The organism is Synechococcus sp. PCC 6716 (genome assembly GCF_022570815.1).
In the GTDB taxonomy this organism is placed as follows: Bacteria; Cyanobacteriota; Cyanobacteriia; order Thermosynechococcales; family Thermosynechococcaceae; genus Thermosynechococcus; species Thermosynechococcus lividus.
This window is the reverse complement of the sequence record NZ_JAKLTU010000047.1, coordinates 1-22,825: the sequence shown is the minus strand read 5'-3', so window position 1 is coordinate 22,825 and position 22,825 is coordinate 1. Positions and strand designations below refer to the sequence as shown.

The 22,825-nt window shown below is 52.8% G+C and carries 22 protein-coding genes and 1 tRNA gene; 12 read left to right on the top strand and 11 right to left on the bottom strand.

From position 1 onward, the window contains the following. Nucleotides 1–658 precede the first annotated feature (658 nt). The 6 genes from L5220_RS13740 to L5220_RS13715 all read left to right on the top strand — a co-directional run bounded on the left by L5220_RS13740 (nt 659) and on the right by L5220_RS13715 (nt 5,509). A complete protein-coding gene (locus L5220_RS13740) occupies nt 659–1,429 on the top strand; it encodes an RNA methyltransferase (protein ID WP_499574193.1) in 771 nt (256 codons plus the stop codon). 4 nt (nt 1,430–1,433) lie between these two features. After that, nucleotides 1,434–2,486, top strand: a complete 1,053-nt coding sequence (locus L5220_RS13735; protein ID WP_499574191.1) for a serine hydrolase — start codon at nt 1,434–1,436, stop codon at nt 2,484–2,486. Next, a complete protein-coding gene (locus L5220_RS13730; protein ID WP_499574189.1) occupies nt 2,483–3,256 on the top strand; it encodes an ABC transporter ATP-binding protein in 774 nt (257 codons plus the stop codon). The genes L5220_RS13735 and L5220_RS13730 overlap by 4 nt, the downstream gene beginning before the upstream one ends. After that, a complete protein-coding gene (locus L5220_RS13725) occupies nt 3,228–4,109 on the top strand; it encodes a DUF6671 family protein (RefSeq protein ID WP_499574187.1) in 882 nt (293 codons plus the stop codon). Before L5220_RS13730 ends, L5220_RS13725 begins: the two co-directional genes overlap by 29 nt. Nucleotides 4,110–4,234: 125 nt before the next feature. Then, on the top strand, nt 4,235–4,561 hold the full coding sequence (locus L5220_RS13720; protein ID WP_448527143.1) for a hypothetical protein: 327 nt from the start codon (nt 4,235–4,237) through the stop codon (nt 4,559–4,561). An 18-nt stretch (nt 4,562–4,579) separates the two neighbouring features. Then, complete coding sequence (locus L5220_RS13715; protein ID WP_499574185.1) at nt 4,580–5,509, top strand: NAD(P)H-dependent glycerol-3-phosphate dehydrogenase; 930 nt, start codon at nt 4,580–4,582, stop codon at nt 5,507–5,509. Between the two features lies 1 nt (nt 5,510). Here L5220_RS13715 and L5220_RS13710 read toward each other — a convergent pair whose 3' ends face one another. The 8 genes from L5220_RS13710 to L5220_RS13675 form a co-directional block, all read right to left on the bottom strand. After that, nucleotides 5,511–8,099, bottom strand: a complete 2,589-nt coding sequence (locus L5220_RS13710; RefSeq protein WP_499574184.1) for a hybrid sensor histidine kinase/response regulator — start codon at nt 8,097–8,099, stop codon at nt 5,511–5,513. A 30-nt stretch (nt 8,100–8,129) separates the two neighbouring features. Then, nucleotides 8,130–9,698 (bottom strand): methyl-accepting chemotaxis protein, encoded by a 1,569-nt coding sequence (locus L5220_RS13705; protein WP_499574183.1) that lies wholly within the window; start codon nt 9,696–9,698, stop codon nt 8,130–8,132. Continuing rightward, nucleotides 9,695–10,201 carry a chemotaxis protein CheW gene (locus tag L5220_RS13700; RefSeq protein ID WP_499574182.1) on the bottom strand — a complete coding sequence of 169 codons (507 nt, stop codon included), beginning with the start codon at nt 10,199–10,201 and terminating at the stop codon, nt 9,695–9,697. The genes L5220_RS13705 and L5220_RS13700 overlap by 4 nt, the downstream gene beginning before the upstream one ends. Before the next feature lie 3 nt (nt 10,202–10,204). Then, nucleotides 10,205–10,579 (bottom strand): response regulator, encoded by a 375-nt coding sequence (locus L5220_RS13695; RefSeq protein ID WP_448527147.1) that lies wholly within the window; start codon nt 10,577–10,579, stop codon nt 10,205–10,207. After that, nucleotides 10,579–11,733 carry a response regulator gene (locus L5220_RS13690; RefSeq protein ID WP_499574180.1) on the bottom strand — a complete coding sequence of 385 codons (1,155 nt, stop codon included), beginning with the start codon at nt 11,731–11,733 and terminating at the stop codon, nt 10,579–10,581. The genes L5220_RS13695 and L5220_RS13690 overlap by 1 nt, the downstream gene beginning before the upstream one ends. Nucleotides 11,734–12,353: 620 nt before the next feature. After that, nucleotides 12,354–12,947 (bottom strand): peroxiredoxin, encoded by a 594-nt coding sequence (locus tag L5220_RS13685; RefSeq protein ID WP_099799536.1) that lies wholly within the window; start codon nt 12,945–12,947, stop codon nt 12,354–12,356. Between the two features lie 109 nt (nt 12,948–13,056). Then, nucleotides 13,057–13,923: an amino acid ABC transporter permease gene (locus L5220_RS13680; protein ID WP_448515032.1), complete on the bottom strand. Its 867-nt coding sequence runs from the start codon at nt 13,921–13,923 to the stop codon at nt 13,057–13,059. Nucleotides 13,924–13,944: 21 nt separating this feature from the next. Next, nucleotides 13,945–14,265 (bottom strand): 2Fe-2S iron-sulfur cluster-binding protein, encoded by a 321-nt coding sequence (locus L5220_RS13675; protein WP_099799538.1) that lies wholly within the window; start codon nt 14,263–14,265, stop codon nt 13,945–13,947. 189 nt (nt 14,266–14,454) lie between these two features. Between L5220_RS13675 and psbB the strand changes: the two genes are divergently transcribed. From psbB to L5220_RS13660, 3 genes are all read left to right on the top strand, one after another. Continuing rightward, on the top strand, nt 14,455–15,987 hold the full coding sequence (gene psbB / locus L5220_RS13670; protein ID WP_099799539.1) for a photosystem II chlorophyll-binding protein CP47: 1,533 nt from the start codon (nt 14,455–14,457) through the stop codon (nt 15,985–15,987). 22 nt (nt 15,988–16,009) lie between these two features. Further along, nucleotides 16,010–16,108, top strand: a complete 99-nt coding sequence (locus tag L5220_RS13665; protein WP_099799540.1) for a photosystem II reaction center protein T — start codon at nt 16,010–16,012, stop codon at nt 16,106–16,108. Nucleotides 16,109–16,254: 146 nt separating this feature from the next. After that, nucleotides 16,255–17,667 (top strand): CheR family methyltransferase, encoded by a 1,413-nt coding sequence (locus L5220_RS13660; protein ID WP_499574179.1) that lies wholly within the window; start codon nt 16,255–16,257, stop codon nt 17,665–17,667. Nucleotides 17,668–17,685: 18 nt separating this feature from the next. On the opposite strand, the gene L5220_RS13655 is transcribed toward L5220_RS13660, so the two are convergent. Beyond that, nucleotides 17,686–17,759: transfer RNA gene (locus L5220_RS13655), tRNA-Arg, on the bottom strand. Between the two features lie 74 nt (nt 17,760–17,833). Next, the gene (locus tag L5220_RS13650) at nt 17,834–19,216 is read right to left on the bottom strand and encodes a glycosyltransferase family 4 protein (RefSeq protein WP_499574177.1); all 1,383 of its coding nucleotides are present in this window, start codon (nt 19,214–19,216) and stop codon (nt 17,834–17,836) included. A 494-nt stretch (nt 19,217–19,710) separates the two neighbouring features. On the opposite strand from L5220_RS13650, the gene metK reads away from it, so the two are divergent. Beyond that, nucleotides 19,711–20,964 (top strand): methionine adenosyltransferase, encoded by a 1,254-nt coding sequence (gene metK / locus L5220_RS13645; RefSeq protein ID WP_338064284.1) that lies wholly within the window; start codon nt 19,711–19,713, stop codon nt 20,962–20,964. A 61-nt stretch (nt 20,965–21,025) separates the two neighbouring features. On the opposite strand, the gene L5220_RS13640 is transcribed toward metK, so the two are convergent. Then, nucleotides 21,026–21,577 carry an IS200/IS605 family accessory protein TnpB-related protein gene (locus tag L5220_RS13640; RefSeq protein WP_499574176.1) on the bottom strand — a complete coding sequence of 184 codons (552 nt, stop codon included), beginning with the start codon at nt 21,575–21,577 and terminating at the stop codon, nt 21,026–21,028. Between the two features lie 109 nt (nt 21,578–21,686). Here L5220_RS13640 and L5220_RS13635 point away from each other — a divergent pair, with 109 nt between their 5' ends. Further along, the gene (locus L5220_RS13635; RefSeq protein WP_499574174.1) at nt 21,687–21,998 is read left to right on the top strand and encodes a transposase family protein; all 312 of its coding nucleotides are present in this window, start codon (nt 21,687–21,689) and stop codon (nt 21,996–21,998) included. Between the two features lie 119 nt (nt 21,999–22,117). Next, nucleotides 22,118–22,825: ISL3 family transposase (locus tag L5220_RS13630; protein ID WP_499574173.1), on the top strand; the 708-nt coding region annotated here is incomplete at its 3' end.

The following is a 22,825-nucleotide window of genomic DNA, read 5'->3' as shown; positions in this document are numbered from 1 at the left end:
TCCGATCTACATCTAGCCACCGCTTACACACATCAATGCCAATCTATTGTTCTTGATCCTGCATATCACTTTTGCGCCTGTCTGGGGGTAAATCAGGTGTTTACTCAGCCTTGCGTCATGCGGGTTCTACTGTCCCAACCGATGATTCGAGTTTGACCTGTTGCATCAGAGAGATGACCCTAGCTTCACTCAGCAACACCCATTCTTGTTTCTCCTGTGGCTCGCAAAAGACTAAGACAGTCGGCCTCGCTGTCCGTGTACCATCAGGATTTTGACATACTCCCCAGCCTAAAGGCTGAGGATTCTTGTTCTTGGTTCCACGAGCGCACTTACTTCATCAGGTTGCCCCTCTAAAGCAGAGGTGCATCTCTCCCCAAGCGTTCCTCCTTTCGGAGCGGTTCCCTTATGCCCTAAGGTACCGTAGCCCACGTCGTGGGCTTCGTTGCAAACAAACACAAACCTATTGAGGTTGTATTCAGTCGTTTGACTGTTGGGTTTTTAGAGCGGTTGACTACCCTCCCGCTATAATGGCGGTGTACCACGATCTCGCTTTGCGTGCAAGTCTTTAATCAAAGCAAAAGCGCCTTATATCCCCGCCCTAAAGGGCAGGGCCTTACGGCGCTGCTTGGTAAAAATCGATGCCAAGGGAAGCAATATTTTGTTGAACTCTTCTGCTGTCCAGCGGCTTGCTGGGGTGCGTATTGTTCTTGTCGAACCCAACGGTGACATCAATATCGGCAGCGTAGCTCGGGTAATGAAAAATATGGGGTTACAGCAGTTATGGATTGTGAGTCCCCGCTGCTGCCCCCACAGTGATCTGGCCTATCGCTGGGCAGTACATGGAAAAGAGGTACTCACCCAAGCTACGATTACCGATCGCCTAGACACTGCCTTAAAAGGGTGCCAGCGGATTTTTGCTACCGTTGGCCGTGATGTTGCCGATTTAGCCCTTCCCTGCTGGCCACCGCGCGAGGGCGCACCGCAACTGTTAGGTACCGGTACCGCTGCGCTCATCTTTGGTCGCGAGGATCGCGGCTTAACGAATCAGGAACTCGCCTTAGCCCAAGGACTCATTCGCATTCCCACAGCAACCCTCTACCCATCTTTGAATCTGGCCCAGGCTGTGGCCGTATGTTGCTATGAATTGTGGTGCGCTGCCAGCAACCCAGCGGGAACTTCCGATCAGGAGTCTGCCGTCACATTTGAGCGGTTGCAAGGGTTCTACGACCACTTAGAGCAGCTATTGCTCAGGGTTGGTTTTTTGTACCCCCATACGGCAGCCCGTCGCATGGAAAAGGTGCGATCGCTCCTGGGCCGTGCTTACCCAACAGAGGCAGAAGTGGCTCTGCTGCGGGGGATGGTACGGCAATTGGAATGGGCGATTGGTCAGCCTTCCCCCACAAAATCAGACACATTCCCTTTACAGTAGTGGCATGGTTGCACGGTATCGATCGATGGTTCAACAGTCTAACCTTTCCTCACTCCCCCGTTATACTTCCGCACCGTCGTCGCCACCCCATCCTCGCCCTAACCTATTGCTGATCAGCTTTCGCTTTGGGGTGAGCGTCGTTGCCCTTGCGGCTATTGTTGGCACGCTGCTGTCCATCCTGCAACCGCGGGAACTCTCCTTAGACACGGTTGCTGCGCAGGCGATCGCCCCCGATGTGACCAACGCTGATCTACCGCCGGAGCGCCCCTTAGGGAATTTGCAGCAAAAGATTCAGCAGTTAGTGACCCGTCAACCCAAACTCAGTGCTGGGTTGTACTTTTTCAACCTTGACTCCGGTGCAGCACTGAACGTCGGTGGTGACGATGTCTTTCCTGCGGCCTCAACCATTAAGATTCCGATTCTGGTGGCCTTTTTCAAAGCAGTGGATGAGAACCGCATTAGCCTGAGTGAGCGCCTGACCATGCGACCCGATTTAATTGCGCCGGAGGCAGGAACCTTACAGTACCAAAAACCCAACTCCCAGTACCCAGCCCTAGAAGTGGCCGACTTGATGATTACCATCAGTGACAACACCGCCACCAATATGCTGATCGATCGCCTAGGGGGCGCCGCCGTGCTCAACCAACAGTTTCAGGAGTGGGGCTTAAAGGATACAGTGATCAATAATCTGCTGCCGGATATGGAGGGCACCAACACCACCAGCCCTCGGGATTTAGCTACCCTAATGCTGAAGATTGGCCAAGGGGAACTGGTCTCTCCCCGCAGTCGCGATCGCCTCCTCGATATTATGCGCCGCACGGTTACCAACACGCTGCTACCGGCTGGCATTGGCCCAGGTGCCACCATTGCCCATAAAACAGGTGACATTGGCACCGTCGTGGGGGATGCTGGCATGGTGGATATGCCCAACGGTCAACGCTATGTTGCCGCCATGATGGTCAAGCGCCCCTACAATGACCCCCAAGGTAGTGAGCTGATCCGTCAAGTGTCGCGCTTAGCCTACCAAGCCTTTGAAAAAACACCGCCGCAGCCATGAGTGGGGCAGCCGTCCTGACCCTTAGAGAGGTCAGCCGTACCTTTGGTGGCCTGAAGGCCGTGGATCGGGTATCGCTGACGGTTGAAGAGGGGGAAATTTTTGGCATTATTGGCCCCAATGGTGCGGGCAAAACCACCCTCTTTAATCTGCTCACGGGGCTGATTCCCCTCACTAGTGGCGACATCTACTTTCAGCAGCAGCGGTTGACCCATGCGCCCCCCCACCAGATTGCGTCCTTGGGGATTGCCCGTACGTTTCAGAATATTCGCCTGTTTAAGGAGATGACGGTGTGGCAGAATGTGCGGCTGGGGCAGCATCGCCACGGCTCAACGCAGTTTTGGGCCAATCTGCTAAACACTCCTGCGGTGCAACAACAGCAGCGCCGCTTGGCCGATCGCGCCACTGAGCTTTTATACTGGCTGGGTCTCTACGATCGCCGCGATGAATTGGCCGGCAATTTACCCTACGGAGAGCAGCGCCGCCTTGAAATTGCTCGTGCCTTGGCCTTGCAACCAAAGGTACTGTTGCTGGATGAACCAGCGGCGGGAATGAATCCGGCTGAAAAGCAAGCACTGTGTGAATTGATTGACCGTCTGCACGAGGCGTTTGCGTTAACGGTGATCGTAATTGAGCACCATGTTCCCTTAGTGATGAATCTCTGCGATCGCATCGCCGTGCTGGATTTTGGTCAACTGATTGCCCTAGGTGACCCCCTCCGGGTGAAAAATGATCCCAAGGTCATTGAGGCGTACTTGGGTGGTGATGTTTAAGGACACAACCGCTTACTTTCACGGACGAACCGCCATTCTAGCCACAAAGCATGGCAAGGAGCAGGTGATTGCCCCAGCGCTTGCGGCACTGGGAATCCAAGTCGAGGTGGCAGCCGCCATTGATACGGATCAGTTTGGCACCTTTAGCCGCGATCGCCCCCGCTGCGGTACTCAAGAGGAGGCTGCTGAAGCAAAAGCCAACGTGGTGCTATCTGAAACGGGGGCTGATTTGGCGATCGCCAGTGAGGGGAGTTTTGGCCCCCATCCCCAGTGTCCCTTAGTCCCGGGCGATCGCGAGCTGGTGCTGCTTGTAGATCGTCGCCACGATCTAAAGTTGTGGGGGGAGGTCATCTCCCTAGACACTAACTTTAGCCATGCCACCATCCGCAGCCTGTCTGATGCCTTAACCTTTGCCAAAACGGTGGGGTTTCCCAGCCATGGCTTAATTGCCATGGTCAGCTCTGACCCAGTACCGAATACGCCGATTTTTAAGGGCATTAAAACTGTGGAGGAACTTGAAGCAGCGATCGCGGCGCTACACCCGCATAGCCCGGATGGCCGCCTCCACCTAGAAACCGATATGCGCGCCCACATGAACCCAACCCGCATGGGCGTGATTGCCAGCGCCACCGCTGAACTGGTCAAGGCCATGCAACAGGGTTGCCCCCAGTGTGGTCTGCCCGGCTTTGTCGCAACAGAAACCATCCCCGGTCGCCCCTGCGCCCTGTGTGGTGCACCAACCAGCCTCCCTAAAGCAGTCCGCTACCGCTGCCAGCGCTGCGCTCACGTCCTCAGCGTCCCGACTCAAGAACCTCTGGCCGACCCAAGTCAGTGCTACTTTTGTAATCCCTAGGCCAAGAACTTGCTATAATTGCAGCATTTCCTCAGTGCCATCCTCAACAGCCCTTGGATGCGTTCTGGCACCTGAATGCTCTGCCCATCGTCACCCGCTTGCATGGATCGTGAGGAGTACTATACATGAAGCGTCACCTTTTTACCAGTTGCGCCCTTGCGTTGCTCAGCCTGAGTGTGTGTGGTGTTGTTATGGCTCAGACCCGACCCACCAACAACCCCATGGACGGTTGGCAGCAAAATGACTCGGGGAGTGGAGACCTCAACTCTATCCTCAACCCCAGTCAAAACTCCAATTTTTCGGTGCCGGGCTTAATGAATCGGCTGCGGCTGCTCGATGGCCGCGATCCCAACGAAATTGCTGCAGATCAAATGGAAAATCTTAGCTCTGAAGCCGAAGCGTTTCGGCAGCGGCAGCGGGAGCAATTCCAAAACTCAACGGTGACTCCCTAAGGGACGACAACTGTTTTCATGCACCCCCATTCCTCTGTACTCATTCTTGGTTTAGGTAGTTGGGGACAAACACTCTCCTATCTGTTTAGACAACAGGGATGTGCTGTGCGCTTGTGGGGGCGATCGCAAGGAGCGCTAGGGAAAGACCTCCTAGACAATATAGACCTCCTTGTATCGGCGTTGCCCATCAAGGCAGTGCGCGACGTTGCCCAGCGGGTGGCGGCTCTACAGCCGAGTCCGGATGTTATTCTTGTCAGTGCCACCAAAGGACTGGAGGCAGAAACCGTTTCCACCGCAGCAGACATCTGGCAAACCTACTGCCCCGATCAAGCGCTGGTGGTGCTATCTGGGCCGAACTTAGCCGCAGAAATTCAACAGGGGTTACCGGCAGCAGCGGTGGTTGGCGGTCAAGCCACCGCTACCAAGCAGGTACAGGGCTTGCTCGGCAGTGCCACGTTTCGGCTCTACAGCAATGAGGATCGGCGCGGGGTTGAAATGGGTGGCATTTTCAAAAATGTCATCGCGATCGCCTGCGGGGTCAACGATGGCTTAGGCTTAGGGGTTAATGCCCGCTCCGCCCTAATTACCCGTGGCCTAGTGGAAATGGTACGGGTTGGCTGTCACTGGGGAGGGGAAGCGGCAACATTTTATGGCCTATCTGGGCTAGGGGATCTGTTGGCTACCTGTACCAGCTCCTTGAGTCGCAATTATCAGGTGGGGTGGCACCTCGGCCAAGGAAAATCCCTGCCCCAAGCCTTAGAGCTAACCCATGGCACCGCAGAAGGGGTCAATACCGCGCTTGTGTTGTATCGGTACGCTCAGCACCACGGCCTAGAGATACCCATTACCGCAATGGTGGCAGCAGTGCTCCAAGAGCAACTCACCCCCCAAGCGGCTCTCACCCATCTCCTAGAGCGACCCTTCAAGCCTGAAACTACCCCCTGCTAGATCAGCGCTTCCCAAGAAGTTGTGCCACCGTTTCGAGCATGGCTTGGGGCTGGAAGGGTTTTGTAATATAACCATTGGCACCCAATTGCAGTGCTTTCTGGCGATGGCGATCGCCCCCCCGCGAGGTTAACATCGTTACGGGCAGGTGTTGCAGCGGTGCTGCGGTGCGAATTGCCTCGAGTAAGCCATAACCATCTAAGCGCGGCATTTCTACATCGGTAATGACCAAGTCAACCTCTTGCCCTTGCCCCAGCAACGTCTCTAGGGCTTCTTTGCCATCGCGACATTGCACGACTTCGTAGCCAGCTTGACGCAACACCCGATCCAATAGCCGCCGCACCGCAATAGAGTCATCCACAATCATCACTTGGGGAGTGGTGCGTCGTGCCGGAGGCTCACTGGGAACTGCAGGGGGAGCAGGAGTTGCCAGCAGCGCCGTAAAATTATCGGGCGCAAGAACAGGCACCACCTCACCGCTGCCTAGCACCGTACACCCCATAATGTAGGGGGGGACGGGCACCGTCTGATCAAAGGGCTTGACCACCAGTTCCCGCTCAGCAATGAGGTAGTTCACCCCTAAGGCAGCGGGTTGCCCTGCAACATCCACCACAACCCCCACCCCCAACGGTTGTAGCGGGGCAGCCGTGGGGCGTTGGTAGGGCAAGAAGCTGTGCAGCGGATAGAGGGGGACACTTTGCCCTTGCCAGCGAATGGTGGCACTCGGTTGATGAATATCGGTGTACTCTTTGAGGGCAATGACTTCGCGAATACTCAAATCAGGAATGGCCAAGGTTAAATCGCCAACCTGACACAGCACCATCGGCAAAATGCTCAGGGTCAACGGCAGAGTCAGGGTAAAGGTCGTGCCCTGCTGCGGCTCAGTGGTAACCTTAATGCTGCCGCGCGATCGCTGCACTTGCTCGCGAACCACGTCCAGCCCCACGCCCCGTCCCGAGAGGTCGCTCACCTGTTTAGCCGTTGAGAAACCCGGCAAAAAGAGGAACTCAAGGATTTGCTCACGGCTAAGCTCTGGCATTTTTTCAATGGGGCAGAGATTGAGCGCCACTGCTTTTTGCCGTACCCGCTGCAGATCAATGCCACGGCCATCATCGGCCACTTGAATCTCCACTGCATTGCCCCGCAGCTTTGCCCGCAGATAGATGGTACCCATGCTGGGCTTGCCCCTCGCTTGGCGCTCATTGGGAGGTTCTAGACCATGGTCAAAGGCATTGCGGACTAAGTGGGTGAGGGGAGCTTTCAATTGCTGCAAAATCACTTGATCGACTAAAGTGTCCCCCCCTTCAATCACCAGTTGCACAGGTTTCTGGTGGCGATCGCCAAGGGTTTGCACAGCCGTGATAAATTTCTCGGCTAACTGGCGAAAGGGAACAAGGCGTGAGTCTGTCAGTTCACTGTAGAGATTATTCAGGTGTTGCCGCCCCAGATCGAGGGCTTCTTGGAGGTCGCGGTTGAGCAGGTCAATGTCTGCCCCGATCTCTTGAATCCGCGCCAGTAATTCCTGAAAGTCTTGGAGGGTGGTGTGCAGTTCCGTATAACGGTCAAATTGCAACGCATCAAAATCATGCGTTGCATGGCCATGGCTAACCATTCCCCGCGCCGCAAGGGGCGTGGCCAAGCGATCGTAAACGGTCTGCACCTGATCCCGAATCGGACGGAATTGTTCAATACGGCGCTTCAGTTGGCGGTTTGTCTGGGAAAATTGCTGCTGGTAGAGGGTTAACCGCTCTTGACCAATGAGCAGCTCACTGACGGTGTTGCCCAGCCGATCTAACTTGCTTACCGGAATGCGCACATAAAACTCGTCTGGCTGCGGCACCGTTGGCGGGGGAGGAGGAGCGGCGGCAGCGAATTTGGTTAGCTCTGCCTCTCGCAGTTGGCGAAATTCCGCAATGACCGCGGGCACTAATTCTGCCAAGGGCATTTCCGCCACTAGATTGGGGAGTTCTGCGGCCAATTGGCTGAGCCAAGGTACCTGATGGCGATCGCCGAGGGTTTGGGCTGTCCTCACTAGAGCCATAAACGCTTCCTCGCGCTCGGCATCGGTGGTGCTGACTTCTAAACCCTGTAAGCAGGCGTCTAGGTCGTTCGTTAGGGCACTCTGGAGATCTCCCCCAGAGAGGGGCGCAGTCGTCGCAGGCGGGGGGACGGTTTGCAACAGTTCCGCCAAGCCAGCGAGTAGTGCCTGCCGTTGCGGGGTGGGTGTCACTGGCCGCTGCTGTTTTGCTGCCTCCAGTAGCTCATGGGTTTGCTCAATGCCTTGCAGCAATAATTGGTGGGCACGGGGGCGATCGCCCATCTGATTGTCTTTGAGGGCTTCAAGCACATCCTCAAGACGATGGGTTAGCTCCTGTAGCTCTGCCAACTGGGCAATGCCTGCCCCCCCTTTGAGGGAGTGTGCCGCTCGCATCAGCGTGTTGTAGTCGTCGGGGCTATAGCGGCGCTGCGGGTCTGCCGCAACCTGCTCTGCCCACTGCTCTAAAAGCAGTAGGTACTCTGGGGCATCCTCGTAGAGAAAGCAATTACGGGCTTCTTGGGTAATGGCATCCAATTCTGCAGCATTTAGGGTCATAGCGCACCGTCCCACGCATTGCCAATGGCCTTAGGTTTCAACACGGAACCGTGACACCGACGACTGGAGTTCTGCCGCCACCGTGACCAAGCTCTCCATCGCTGCGACCACCGCTGCCGAGGCCGAAGAGGTCGTCTGAGCCATCTCAGCCACAGCCTGCATAATCTGAGTCACTTCCGCGGCAGTGGCTGTCTGGGAGACGGTACGCTCAGAAATCGCTTGTAAGCGCGAGTCAATTTGCTGGTTCAGCCGCGCTAGCCCCTGTAGGGTTGTTTTGGTTTGACTCACCAGCTGGGTGCCTTTGACCACCTGAGCCGTGCTGCCCTCCATCTGCTGCAATACGTCAGCAGTTTCCTGCTGAATACCAGTCACTAATTGCTCAATATCACGGGCTGAATCAGTCACTCGCTCAGCCAAGCGCCGAACCTCGTCGGCCACAACCCGAAACCCTTGACCATGCTCCCCGGCTCGCGCGGCCTCAATGGAGGCGTTAAAGGCCAAAAGGTTCGTTTTCTCAGAAATACCTGAAATAATATTAATAATTTTGGAGATTTCCTGGGACGACTCCGCCAAGCGTTTCATTTTTTTGGCGGTATCGGCTACACTGAGGCGGATATTTTCCATGCTGTCCACCGTGGTATCCATTGTGGCATCCCCCAGTTCCGCTGCGGCTAAGCCTTCCGCAGCAATGGTTGCAGCGTCTTGGGCAGATTTGGCCACATCTTGCACAGAGGCTGCCATGGCTTCCACCGCTTGTAGGGTGCGCTGAATATCCTCGGCTTGCTGGGTTGCCCCTTCGACAAGGCCAGCGATCGCCTGCTGACTGCTTTGAGCCGCAGCTTGCACTTGATTTGCAGCGGCCTGCACCTGCACAACAATTTGCCGCAGACTGCGCACCGTAGCATTAAAGGCATCGGCAATCGACCCCATCTCACCTTCATCGACCTTGGCGCGAACCGTGAGATCCCCCCGCTGTGCCCCCTCAATATCCAACAGCAGATTAATCACGGCCTCCTGCATTTTCATGCGCTCTTGGCGCTGTAGTTGACTATCCGATTGCCGCTGCGCCTCTAGATCCATGATTTGCTGCTGCTGCTGTTGCAATTGCTCGACCAAGGCGGCAATTCCTTGGGCAATTCCTCGCAACTGGGGATCGCCCACCTCTGGCAAGGGGGTCTGCCACTGCTGCTGATTCAGTTGCACTAGCGCGCTTTCTAGGGCATGTAGTTCCTGTCGCAGTTGTTTGATTTGGCCACGACCAAAGCTCATCGCTGTGGGGCGAACTGGCGCGGCGGAGCGTGCTGGTATCGCAGGGGTTGCAGGGGGAGAGTTATCCCGCAAGAGGGCAAGGGCATTACGGGCGCTTTGGCCAAAAATCCCCTGATCCCCTTGGGCGATCGCACCGTACAGTTCTGTGGCAGCGGCGATCTCCCCCTGATGCTCTAGGGCAGTGGCCAAGGTTAATTGAACCAAGTAATCCGTTGGGTCTTCGCTTAAAATATCCCGTAGGGTCGGAATATCCTGAGTGAGGATGGCGTTAAAGTAGCGATCGCTCAGGGGGCGAGTCGGGCGACGAGCATTATCGGCAAGGGATGTCATAGGCTGAGGGCAGAGGAGGACAACGGTGAACGAGCCACGGCCTGGAAAATTGCTTCAATATTTAACAGTAAAATGGGTAACCGCTCCATTTGTACAAATCCCGCCAAGTATTGGCGAACCTCTCGTTGCAGCCGCTTGGGAACAGGTTGAAGTTGATCCGGCAGGACACTCATAATGCCGCGTAAACGGCTCACAATACAGGCAAACTGGCGGGGCTGCTGCGGCGTTGCCTCCCTGACCACTAAGGCCGTCAAGCGTTCATTGGTGGCTTGGCCACTGGGGTGATCCAACCCTAGGAGTTGTAATAAATCTAACATCCACAGGAGGTGACCGCGCTGATTACTAATGCCCAGCAGTGCTGGAGACACCCCCGGGATTAAGCAAATATCCCGCGCTTGCAGACTCAGTACCTCTGCCGTTTGATCAAGGGGAATGGCCACGTTCACCCCTCGAGGCAACTCAACGTGAAAGTACTCGGTAGCACTCAGGGAACCAGTTGCCATAGCTTACTCAGCAGGATTTAAGTACTCACGAATCGTCTGAATGAGGTCTTCCGGTTCAAAGGGCTTTGTCAGGTAGGCATTTCCACCTTGTCGAAGTGCCCAAAAGCGATCAAAGTCTTGATCCTTAGAGGAGCAAAAGACAATGGGGACATGTTTTAAGTCAGGGTTAGCCCGTACTTCGCGGCACAGCTCGAGGCCATTGACACCGGGCATGACAATATCTAGGATAATCAAGTCCGGTGGCTGATGGTTGGCCAACCACTCCAGTGCTTTTTCAGCGCTTTCGGCAAGATGAGCTTCGTGGCCTAGCTTTTCAAGGATAGAAACAATCATTGTTTGATGCGCTCGCGAATCTTCAACCACTAGCACTCGCTTCATCAGTTCGTCTCCAAAATTGCGGAATGCGTAAATCGCTCCGCTAATGATAGTAACTCTTGCGGGGTAAAGGGTTTTGTTAAATAATCGGTGGCACCCACCATGCGGGCGCGAATCCGATCCACGAGGCCATCACGCCCCGTAAGCATCACCACGGGGACATCCTTGAGGGTGTCGGTTTGCCGCAACTGACGGCAGAGTTCATAGCCATCCATCTCCGGCATCGAAATATCCATCAGCACTAGGTCGGGCTTGGTATCGGCAAGGGTACTGAGGGCATGGGCGGGCTGCATCACCTCTAGCACTCGATAGCCAGAGGTCTCTAAAATTAACCGCACATTGCGCTGAATGGTGCGACTATCGTCAATGCAGGCAACGACGGGGCGATCGTCCCGTTCAGGAGGGGTGTGGGGATACTGCACAATCGCGCCATTCATTAGGGCAGGGCGCAGCAGTTGAGCCGTGGCGATCGCCTCTAAGCGTAACTGGGTTGCAATTTCGTAGAGCACAGGGGTCTGAGCCAACAGTTGGGGCAAAGCCGCCGCCACATCGCGACCATAGTCCTGTTGCCAAAGGCTGGGATGAAGCCTATCTGCATGCGCCACACCCAAACGTTGCAGGGGTGAGTTCAGGTAGGCTCGGGTTTGTACCGCTTGACTAATACCATCGCGCAACTGGCTGAGGGCTTGCTTGATAGGAACACACAGGACAAGGTGATCTAAGCCCAAGACTCGCTCAACTGAGAGGGAGGCTTGGGGCATGGCAAAGATATGAATCAGCGCTTCTTGGGTAAACAAGAATAGGAGCTTCCGCAATTGGGGGAGAGTTAATTGCCCAGATTGCCAAAGGCGACAGAGATACTGGTACTCAGTGTCGCCCTCTGGCAACGTCCCAGCTAATTGTGGGCAGTACCGCTGGCAAAGGTAGTCAAACCGCTGCTGATAGCCAGTGTTGCTGGTGGCATAGTGAAGTTGACCACTCCCTACATAAAGATTCCACGCAATAGACACATCATTGGGGTCTGTAAATGTCAACCGCCCCGAGAGGCGATCGCCCATTACCCGCTGTATAACCCGTGCTGGAAAAACAAGTGCCTTATTGGCTTGGGGTGCCTGCTGTGGGGTCAGTGCTGGTGATGGCGTAGAGGTCATGGTCATAGCGCTGTCAAGATTCCTAGACAAAATTGTGGTGGTCATTTCATAAAGTACATTCAGTACATTCAGTGTTGAACCGACTGTAGGAGTTTTGCGGCACAGAGACCTAAGACTGTCTCAAGTAAAACCGTAGGCCAGATGTCATGCCAGCTTCCACCAGCGAGAACACACAGTACAAGCCACTGGTTCAACAACAGATCCCCCATCGACTGAATTTTGAGAAAAAAGGGCGACTAAGGCACTACATGAAGCCATTATCGTCTTTAGTCTTTTACTCTATTTATTCTAAAATTTACCCTTGCCAGTAAAATGTATTCTAAGTAACGATTTGTTGGTCTTAATGTTACCCAGAGGACACTAAACTATTTCTAGAAATCATCAAGGGCAATAGTTGCCCAAATAGGTCTGTTGCAGCAGCCCTCGGGTTTAGGCAACCTAGCCGAGGGACCATACCACTGATTGTTTGTTTTGCACTTAACTTTTGCACTTAGTCGGCTCTGCACCATTGGCGCACAAAATTGTTTGGCGCTGACAAGACCACCCCTACACCGTCAATGATCAAAGGAAAAAACCTACCCTAGGGGCAGGTTTGGACTATGAGATAGTTCACTCAGCAAGGAGGCCTAGCCAACGGCCTCAAAATACACTTTTGACTTCACTGGATCCGGATTCATCGTTTTGTCACCGGGTTGCCAGCCTGCGGGGCATACTTCATCGGGATGGGACTGCACGTACTGAATGGCCTGTAAAACCCGCAAGGTTTCATCAACACTGCGACCAAAGGCTAAGTTGTTAATTGTCGCGTGTTGAATCACCCCTTCTTTGTCGATAATGAATAGTCCTCGCAGCGCAACGCCTTCCTCAGTCAGCACATTATAGGCTGTGCTAATTTCTTTTTTGAGATCAGAAACTAAGGGGTATTTTAGATCTCCGACACCACCAGATTTGCGGTCAGTTTGTGTCCAAGCCAAGTGGGAAAATTGGCTATCAACGGATACCCCTAACACTTCAGTATTGAGTTGGGCAAATTCAGCATAGCGATCGCTGAAGGCCACAATTTCGGTGGGACACACAAACGTGAAGTCCAAGGGATAGAAAAAGAGGACGACATATTTGCCGCGATAATCGGACAGCTTGATGGTTTTGAACTCCTGATCATACACCGCAACCGCTTCAAAGTCGGGGGCTGCTTGGCCAACACGCAAACATTCAGACATAAAACCTTGTGCTCCTAACTACAACAGCTCTGCATGGAACAGATCGATAGCGGGCTGTTAACATTTTTTAACAGCCATGCCTACTATATCATACTCATAACGATCTTGACTACGAAATGCCACTGTGACTAAAGCGGCGTTCACAATAGCGCAAGAGGCGCGATAGGGGATAGCAGAGGGCAAAATAGAATAGAGCACCCAAAATATAGATAAAGAGCTTACGCTGGGGATCGGTGATGGGATTGGCAAAGGTGCTGGTCATGTTCTGGAGTTCTGGCACTCCAATCACGGTCAGGAGGGCGCAATCTTGGATCAAGGTAATAAAGTTATTGGTGAAGGGAGGAAGCATAATTAAGATGGCTTGAGGGAGAATAATCCGCCCCATGGTTTGCCGAGGGGAGAGTCCTAAACTGAGGCTGGCTTCTGTTTGTCCTTGGGGAATTCCTTCAATGCCGCTGCGAAAGACCTCACTCAGGTACGCACCATAATTAAAACCGAGACCAAGGATACCGTAAAAAATAAAGTTAAAGAGGGGCGACACCAAGCGGTTGCTGTGCAGGACAGTCATGATGTCAAAGGCAATCTGTCGTGGGTCAACCCCCAAGTGTCCCAGCAGGCCACCAATGCCAAACCCCCACACCAAGAGTTGCACCAAGGTGGGGGTGCCGCGCACAAACTCAATGTAGAGGGTGCTAGCCAGTCGCAGTAATTTAGCTGAATGCAGCCGTGCCCAAGTGGCGATCGCCCCCAAAATAACTGCTAAGACAAGGCTAACTAGGGCAATTAAAAACGTAGTGACAGCAGCTTGAAACAGAAAAGGCGCGTAAAGAACAATCGTAGAGCGGTAGTAAAAGAGATAGCGAGCAAAAGCCACCCCCCCCACAGCAACTGCAATTAAGAAGGCACTATTGAGAACCACTGCCCACGCAGGAGTAAAAGGGGGCGCGATCAGCCGCTGTAGTCTCAAGGTCAGCACGACCCTCATTCCTGTTGAGTGCTATGGCTTTGTCTTGACCGATACCGGACCGTTAACCAAGGTTTGACACGCCAAGCGGTAGTTGTCCGGCTTGCGGCGGAGCTTGCGCTCTTCCACCGCGGTACGGGGCGATAAATGCTCCATGCCTTCGAGAATTTCAACAATGCAGGTGCCACACTGGCCATAGCCGCCACAGTTAAAGAGCTTACCCTTTAAGGTGTACAGATCAACCCCCGCTTCCATTGCTTTTAAGCGCAAATTTGCCCCTTGAGCCGCAACAATTTCTTGGCCTTCGTTAACAAACTTAATATTTGTACCCACAAACTCAGCTTTGCTTGCCATAGCGACCCACGCTAGTTACCATTCTTAATACATTCTCATTCTGGCAGAAAAACTGACCAACCAGAGCTGAAGTTACGGGTAACTTGGCCGTTAAACTCTTAGTAGGGAAGCGGTTGTCACCGTGATCCGGCTGCTTAATAAAATTTGTTCATGCAAACGCTAAACTTTTGTATAGGAGGAGCGTAGTCAATGGGACTACCCTGGTACCGAGTCCACACCGTCTTGATCAATGATCCGGGGCGGTTGATTGCGGCCCACCTGATGCACACGGCACTGGTCGCCGGTTGGGCAGGGTCGATGGCTCTTTACGAGCTAGCTATTTTTGATCCCAGTGATCCAGTTTTGAACCCGATGTGGCGGCAGGGGATGTTTGTCCTGCCCTTCATGACCCGTTTGGGGGTGACTGGTTCCTGGAGTGGCTGGAGCGTCACCGGTGAAACTGGCGTTGATCCCGGATTTTGGAGTTTTGAAGGGGTTGCCCTCGCCCACATCGTCCTTTCCGGCCTCTTGTTCCTTGCGGCCTGCTGGCACTGGGTGTATTGGGACTTAGAATTATTCCGCGATCCCCGCACGGGTGAGCCTGCCCTCGACTTACCCAAAATGTTTGGGATTCACCTGTTTCTATCGGGACTGCTCTGCTTTAGTTTTGGCGCATTTCACCTCACGGGTCTATTTGGGCCGGGAATGTGGGTCTCTGATCCCTACGGTCTCACCGGAAGTGTGCAACCTGTGGCACCGGAGTGGGGGCCTGATGGGTTTAACCCCTTCAATCCGGGCGGAATCGTAGCTCACCATATTGCTGCGGGAATTGTAGGTATTATTGCGGGGCTGTTCCACCTGTTGGTGCGACCCCCACAACGTCTCTACAAAGCCCTGCGCATGGGGAATATTGAAACAGTCTTGTCCAGCAGTATTGCCGCTGTTTTCTTTGCTGCCTTTGTTGTTGCTGGCACCATGTGGTATGGCAGTGCGACGACCCCTATCGAACTATTTGGGCCAACCCGCTATCAGTGGGATAGCAGCTACTTCCAGCAAGAAATTAATCGTCGCGTCCAAGCCTCTTTGGCGAGCGGCGCAACGCCAGAAGAAGCATGGTCGGCAATTCCAGAAAAACTGGCCTTTTACGACTACATTGGCAATAATCCCGCCAAGGGTGGCCTGTTCCGCACCGGGCCAATGAACAAAGGGGATGGTATTGCCCAAGGCTGGAAAGGTCATGCGGTGTTTCGGGACAAAACGGGCGAAGAGCTATTTGTGCGCCGTATGCCTAACTTCTTTGAAACGTTCCCCGTCATCCTCACCGATAAGAATGGGGTTGTGAAGGCGGATATTCCTTTCCGGCGGGCTGAGTCGAAGTATAGCTTTGAGCAGCAGGGTGTAACCGTCACCTTTTATGGTGGTGAGCTGAATGGCCAAACCTTCACGGATGCACCAACAGTGAAGAGCTATGCCCGTAAGGCCATATTTGGGGAGATTTTCGAGTTTGACAAGGAAACCCTCAACTCCGATGGTATTTTCCGCACCAGTCCCCGGGGGTGGTTTACCTTTGGTCATGCCGTATTTGCCCTGCTCTTTTTCTTTGGTCATATTTGGCATGGTGCCCGTACCCTCTTCCGCGATGTCTTCTCGGGGATTGATCCTGAGCTGTCGCCGGAACAGGTGGAATGGGGTGTCTACCAGAAAGTGGGTGATCTGAGCACCCGTCGTAAAGAAGCTGTTTAGCTAGTACTCCTAGGGACTTACCATGGAAACTATCACCTACGTTTTCATTTTTGCCTGTTTAATCGCCCTCTTTTTCTTTGCGATCTTCTTCCGTGAGCCGCCGCGGATCACGAAAAAGTAAGGCTGAGGTTGGCTGATCTCGGCATGGGGGTTGGCCAACTGTCATCATTAGGCATCTAAAAATAAAAAATGTCTTAGCTCAACGAGCGATCGCCCCCAGCGGTGGCTCGTTTTTGTTACGGTGTAAGCTGGTGCACTACAGCCGTCATGGACGATCAATTACTCGAGCAATTTTTACAATTAATTCGCCGTCAAACCGGGATTAGTATTCGGCCACAGGACAGACCGCAACTAACCAAGAAGCTCCTGATGCGCTGTCGTGCCCTAGACTGTCGGCATCCCAGCCAGTACCTCGCCCTACTGGTGAATTCAGAGTCTGTGGCAGGCCAAAAGGAATGGCAGCACCTTGCGGATCTGATTACCACGGGTGAGAGCTACTTTTTCCGCGACCACGGCCAAATTAAAGTTCTGCGCGAGAGTCTTTTGCCGGATCTGATTGCTCGCCATGAGGGCGATCGCACCTTGCGAATTCTTAGTGCAGGCTGCGCCAGCGGCGAGGAACTCTATTCCATTGCCATCTTACTCAAGGAACTGATTCCCAACCCAGAACGCTGGCAATTGAGCCTTGTTGGCTACGATCTTAGCCAAAATGCTGTTGCTCAAGCTCGGGCAGGGGTGTATAGCCGCTGGTCATTTCGCGGCATGAATCCGACCTTACAGGCGCGCTACTTTCAGGAAACAGCCCAAGGTTGGGTCATTGATGCAGCCCTGCGGCAATGGGTGCGCTTTCGTTGCGTCAATTTACTGTGTCCAGAAGACTACGATCTGCTGCCCGCAAGTCTTGACCTCATCATCTGTCGCAATGTATTCATTTACTTTGACAGCACCGCCATCAGCCAAATTTTACGCACATTTGTTTCTCTCCTGCGTCCCCATGGTTATTTGTTAACGGGTCACACCGAGCTACAAGGACAGGAGATCAGCCCGCTAGAGATCCTCAGCTATCCTGAATCAGTGGTGTATCAACTTGGGATTGATCCGCCCGTACAACCACAGCCGACCCCGCCGCCAATCTCTGCTCTAGAGGAAGCCCGCGCAGACTTTGCACAACGGAACTATACCCGTGCATTGGCCTTGGCTCAGCAATGGCAAGCAGGCCACCCCAAGGATGAGGACTGCCTGCTACTTATGGCACAAATGTATGCCAATCAGGGTCGCTACGCCGAGGCGATCGCCACCAGTCAACAGATATTAAGCGTGAACCCAGAAAATGTGAATGCACTTTTCTTACTGGCTCACATTGCTGAAGAACAGGACGATAAAGCCACAGCAAAGGAGTACCTGCGACGAATTATTTTCTTAAGCCCCAACACTGTAGCTGCCTACATTGAACTGATAGAGCTGCACCTGAGTGAGCAAGAGACTGAGCCCATTCCTTCCTTGCTGGCAACTGCACAAATGTTATTACTACAGCATCATGATAGGAATGAAATTATTCCTTTCCGTCAGGGAGTGACAGTAGCAATGTTGCAGCATTATCTGACTCACATTGCAGCCACGACATTAAGTAAAAACACCTCAAATTGGCCACATTTGAATGGCGTGACCACCCAGATTTAAGTACTGGTTTGAACTTTACGGGCTTGGAGGGACTCGAACCCCCGACCTGCTGATCCGTAGTCAGCCGCTCTAATCCACTAAGCTACAAGCCCCAGTCAGGATTCTTATCCTATCATGAATACACAACAATGCCAACGCCTAATCTCACTAGATCTCAGGGATTGACTTAGGACGCAAGGGAGGCCGGTGAGTTATTGAGCAACGCATCCATGGACGCTAGCATATCGGTATTGGCTAGAGCCGTCAAGCAACCGGACATCCCCATTAAGGACGCGGCAAACAGCTGGCGATAAAGTGCTCCCATTTGCAGGGCGATCGCCTGCCAGTCAAACTGAGCGGCCACGCGCTCACGACCATTCGCACCCAAGGTCTGTGCCCATTGGGGGGCATCAATCAGCCGTTGAATTGCTGCGGCTAAGGCGGTTGCATCTTCAGGGGGCACTAGCAGGCCAGTTTCTTCGGGTACCACCGTAAACTGAAGGCCGCCAACGGCAGAGGCAATGACCGGAGTGCCGCAGGCCATCGCTTCGATCGCCACCAAGCCAAAGGGTTCGTAGTAGCTAGGCACCACACAGACATCGGCAGCGCTATAGTAAGCGCCTAGGTTTTCGTGCGCCACTTGCCCCACAAAGGTGACGCGATCGCCTAAGCCGTACGCCTGAACTAGCCGCTCAATTCGGCATCGCTCTGCCCCATCACTGCGCTGGGGGTTACTCCCCCCAACAATCAACAGTTGTCCACGGGGTACCTGCGCTAGGGCTGCCACAAGGGTTTCTAACCCCTTACGCCGATCAAAGCGTCCCACATAGAGAATCAATGGCTCTTGGTGGGGAATCTGCAACCGGCGGCGGGCATCCGGCTGAGGATAAAATAAGCTTAAATCGGTGCCACAGGGAATCAGGCGAATGTGCCCTAGGCGCGAGACCAGCGATCGCAAGTAGGCTTCTTCCTGTGGGCTAGTGGCAATAACGCAATCTGCCTGCTCCAAAATATCCGCTTCCACCCTGAGGCGAGTGTCATCGCGGTTAGCTTGCTCAGAGGCCACCTGATACTTCACCACCCCAAGGGAATGATAGGTGTGTAGCCACTGGAAATGTAACTCCTGACGCAACTGGCACCCCACCCAGCCCGATAACCAGTAGTTCGTGTGGACAAGGGGGTAACCCACCTTGGTGTGATAGCGCTTAAACGCCTCAACAAAATCTGGCAGAGTCTCAAAAAGACGCTCGCGGGGGATATAGGTTACAGGTCCAGCTTCAAGGCGAATAGTGCGACAGTGGGAACCATGCTCAACCACATCAGCATCTTCAGGATTTACTTTGCGAGTAAACATATCAACGTGCCAGCCTGCTGCTGCCAGAGCTTCCCCTAATTGCCGCACATAGATATTTTGGCCACCTGCGGACTCGTGCCCTACTGCAGCCGCTGGATCGCCATGCACCGAGATCAGGGCAATGGGCTGGCGGGCAGGAATTTGAGGTTGTGGTGCTGCAAAAGCTCTCGGTAGTGTATTTTTTGCCTTTCGAGTCGAAGTTGGGAATGATTGCATAAATACACCTTATTGAATAACTACTAAAGAAAAATTAAAAATGCCGGAGCAACTCTGTTTTGCCAACAATTCTAGAGCATAGGTTTGGTGATTATTATGCAGGACGGCATGGTCAAGAACAGTATCACAGATTGCCTCCTCGTCATTTACTAGAATTGAACAACTCGGCAATGGTAAAGACGCATCGCGTAATATGCCGCTGCCTCAACCATAGTTACCCCACCGTCCCTCGCCAAGGGGGACAACCCCTACCATCGTCTTCGGCAAGCCGCACGGCAGTGAGTCTTGTTTGCATCCCCTGCTCAATCTGCAAACCTGTGTTTAAGCACAAAAGCGGTATAATTCTGAAATTTAGCGTCTGCAGCATTACTAATGGCAGAGTAGGTCAACCAACACAATGAAGAGGGAGGTGCCTATCTCGCTATCCGTTGTGCTGACCCTACCCAGCGTTATTATTTCTGCAGACATCGCTTTCATGACGCAACAGGAGTGTGATTTTGCGGTACTTATTTAGTTCGGAATCGGTGACAGAGGGGCATCCTGACAAGATCTGCGATCAAATTGCTGACGCGATTCTGGATGCTCTCCTAACCCAAGACCCCCATAGTCGTGTTGCCGCCGAGGTGGTCGTCAATACCGGCTTAGTGCTGATTACGGGTGAAATTACCACCAAAGCACAGGTGGATTATGTCCACATTGCCCGCCAAAAGATTCAGGAGATTGGTTATACCGATGCTGAAAACGGCTTTGCAGCTAACAGTTGTGCCGTGCTGGTGGCTTTAGATGAGCAGTCGCCAGATATTGCCCGCGGTGTAGATACTGCCCAAGAAGCGCGCGAGCAACTCAGTGATGCAGAACTGGATCGCATTGGTGCTGGCGATCAGGGGATTATGTTTGGCTATGCCTGCAATGAAACCCCTGAGTATATGCCGCTGCCCATTAGCTTGGCGCATCGTATGGCACGGCGCTTGGCAGCCGTTCGCAAAACGGGGCAGCTTCCTTACCTGCGACCGGACGGCAAAACCCAAGTCACCGTCATTTATGAAAATGGCCAGCCCGTTGGCATTGATACAATTTTGATCTCCACCCAGCACGCCCCAACGGTGGCCGGTCTGACGGATGAAGCAGCTATCCAAGCCAAGATCAAAGCCGATCTATGGGACGCTGTGGTTCTACCAGTCTTTGCCGATTTGATGATTCAGCCGGATGAGGCAACGAAGTTTTGGGTGAACCCCACCGGCAAATTTGTCATTGGTGGCCCCCAAGGAGACTCAGGGCTGACCGGTCGCAAACTGGTGGTGGACACCTATGGTGGCTATGCTCGCCATGGCGGTGGTGCCTTTTCTGGTAAAGACCCGACAAAAGTAGATCGCAGCGCGGCCTATATGGCGCGGTACATTGCTAAGAATATTGTGGCGGCAGGGTTGGCACAAAAGTGTGAGCTACAAATTAGCTATGCCATCGGGGTGGCGCGGCCAATGAGTATTTTTGTCGATACCTTTGGCACCGGCACCATTGCCCCTGAGCAACTGCTGGAGCTAATTACTGCCCACTTTGACCTGCGCCCTGCAGCCATTATTCAAACCTTTGGGTTGCGCCACCTACCGGGCGATCGCAACGGTTGTTTTTATCAACATGTTGCTGCCTACGGTCACTTTGGCCGCAACGATCTGGATCTGCCATGGGAAAGACTTGACAAAGTTCCCGCCCTGAAGGCAGCGGCAGCAGAGTTGCTCAGTACGGTTTAGCGTTTTCGGCAGTGTAGTTGGCGTGACACTCCCCGCCGTGGAACGGCGAGGCTTCTCTAAGTTAGGCTAGAGCAAAACCAATCTGCCCTAACTTGACCTTAGAAGGGGCTGCCACAGCCCCTCTACACACTCCACTCAACTCGATATTGAGCTTTGTGCTTACCTTTCTCATGATGTTGCAGGCTCCATTACAGTCTGCATTGATGAGCCATCCTTGAGCAGTTCGGTACAGACCTCTAAGAATTCGTTTTCCTGATGCCTTCCACCCTTCAGGTTTTTCGCCGAACGTAGGCAAGAAGTCATTATCAAAAAACGAGGCTTGAGACGTATACGATTCTTCGGTTTCGACTAATCGAATCCCGAAAATTAAACAAAGSTGCTTAATTCGTCCAAACAGCTTGTAGTGCGGAATTTGCACGAACTCCTGATTCATTTTTGCACCCAAATTGATTTCATCTTTCTGCCCGTTGTTTCGACCGTAGATGATCATATCGATGTCGTTTTCCAAGCAGAAGTTGACGACCCACCGTGCTGCTTTGTTGATGTAGTCTCGCACGTAGCAATTTCGCTTATGGGTAATAAGTTGGATTCGCTTCGAGGTCGCGCCCTTCATGGATGGCTTGCCATGAGTCAGAATCGATTTGAATTTGGCAACCCGCTTATTCAACCAGGGTCTATCGGGCTTGGTATGCTAATGTAACATGCTATACGAAATCTAAGATATGCAGCTACTTCTAACTGATCTACTAAACCTACCTGGAATTGAGGTTGAAGATTATACCGATGTTGCGGGAGAATTGATTCTTATAGTGGAAGCAAAGACAACCGAGGCGATTTGCCCACGTTGCCAACAAAAAAGTTGTCATTTACACMAGAATCATTGGCATCTAGTGCGAGATTTAAGCATCAGTGGACGAACCGTATTTCTTAAGATCAATCGTCGCCAGTTTAAGTGTCGAACTTGTGGTAAGCCATTCAGTGAAACGCTCGATTTCATCGGCAATCGTCGCAAGCAAACGGATCGATTTGCTTAGTCAATCGTGCAACAGGTTTTGCACAGCAACATTCATAATGTTGCAATTTCAAATGGTCTCACTGATGAAGAAGTATGGTCAATGGTACAGTATGTCAGTAAAAAAAACTCAACGTCGATGTGAGTTCAGTAAAACGATTAGGTATAGATGAGATTTCCTTAGGTAAAGGACAAGGAGATTACATAGTTGTTTTCGTCGATTTAGAGCGGCGAATTCCCCTTGCCTTTGCCCCTTCTCGCAAGCAGGAAGATGTGAGGCAAGTGCTTGAGGCATGGGGAGCAGCAGTACTCAATCAAATTATTGAGGTGAGCATTGACCTGTCTGGAAACTATAAAAGTTTGGTTCATAAACTCCTACCTAATGCTACGGTGGTTGCCGACCGATTTCATGTTATGAAGATTGTGAATCAGGAATTGGATAAGGCTCGACAAAGTATTTGTAAAGCGAATGAACAGACGGTAAATGAAGTCCAGAAAGCCCAGATTGCAGCCGCGCCCAAACAAAGTAAATATGCCTTACTCAAGCCGGAGGAAAATCTAACTCAGAAGCAAAAAGCAAAACTGGAAGAAATTCGAGAAGTAGTGCCAAGTCTGGCTCGAATGCATCAGGAGAAGGAATCGTTTAGAGCCATCTTTGAGCCAGCAAAAGATTCGAAAGATGGAACCTTTCAATTGCTCGATTGGTTAGCTCAAGCTCAGGATTCTTTTCAAGAGAGCGTAAGAACAATTTGTCGGTGGTTTGGTGAAGTCACCGCCTATTTTGATAATCACACAAATAGTGGTGTTGTCGAAGGTTTTAACAATAAATTGAAGCTGATCAAGCGGTCA

Excerpts from the sequence above, each read along its gene's own strand:
- L5220_RS13735 (WP_499574191.1), top strand. The coding sequence starts at position 1,434 with ATGGTTGCACGGTATCGATCGATGGTTCAACAGTCTAACCTTTCCTCA.
- L5220_RS13730 (WP_499574189.1), top strand. The coding sequence starts at position 2,483 with ATGAGTGGGGCAGCCGTCCTGACCCTTAGAGAGGTCAGCCGTACCTTT.
- L5220_RS13720 (WP_448527143.1), top strand. The coding sequence starts at position 4,235 with ATGAAGCGTCACCTTTTTACCAGTTGCGCCCTTGCGTTGCTCAGCCTG.
- L5220_RS13715 (WP_499574185.1), top strand. The coding sequence starts at position 4,580 with ATGCACCCCCATTCCTCTGTACTCATTCTTGGTTTAGGTAGTTGGGGA.
- L5220_RS13710 (WP_499574184.1), bottom strand. The coding sequence starts at position 8,099 with ATGACCCTAAATGCTGCAGAATTGGATGCCATTACCCAAGAAGCCCGT.
- L5220_RS13705 (WP_499574183.1), bottom strand. The coding sequence starts at position 9,698 with ATGACATCCCTTGCCGATAATGCTCGTCGCCCGACTCGCCCCCTGAGC.
- L5220_RS13700 (WP_499574182.1), bottom strand. The coding sequence starts at position 10,201 with ATGGCAACTGGTTCCCTGAGTGCTACCGAGTACTTTCACGTTGAGTTG.
- L5220_RS13695 (WP_448527147.1), bottom strand. The coding sequence starts at position 10,579 with ATGAAGCGAGTGCTAGTGGTTGAAGATTCGCGAGCGCATCAAACAATG.
- L5220_RS13690 (WP_499574180.1), bottom strand. The coding sequence starts at position 11,733 with ATGACCATGACCTCTACGCCATCACCAGCACTGACCCCACAGCAGGCA.
- L5220_RS13685 (WP_099799536.1), bottom strand. The coding sequence starts at position 12,947 with ATGTCTGAATGTTTGCGTGTTGGCCAAGCAGCCCCCGACTTTGAAGCG.
- L5220_RS13675 (WP_099799538.1), bottom strand. The coding sequence starts at position 14,265 with ATGGCAAGCAAAGCTGAGTTTGTGGGTACAAATATTAAGTTTGTTAAC.
- psbB (WP_099799539.1), top strand. The coding sequence starts at position 14,455 with ATGGGACTACCCTGGTACCGAGTCCACACCGTCTTGATCAATGATCCG.
- L5220_RS13665 (WP_099799540.1), top strand. The coding sequence starts at position 16,010 with ATGGAAACTATCACCTACGTTTTCATTTTTGCCTGTTTAATCGCCCTC.
- L5220_RS13660 (WP_499574179.1), top strand. The coding sequence starts at position 16,255 with ATGGACGATCAATTACTCGAGCAATTTTTACAATTAATTCGCCGTCAA.
- L5220_RS13650 (WP_499574177.1), bottom strand. The coding sequence starts at position 19,216 with ATGCAATCATTCCCAACTTCGACTCGAAAGGCAAAAAATACACTACCG.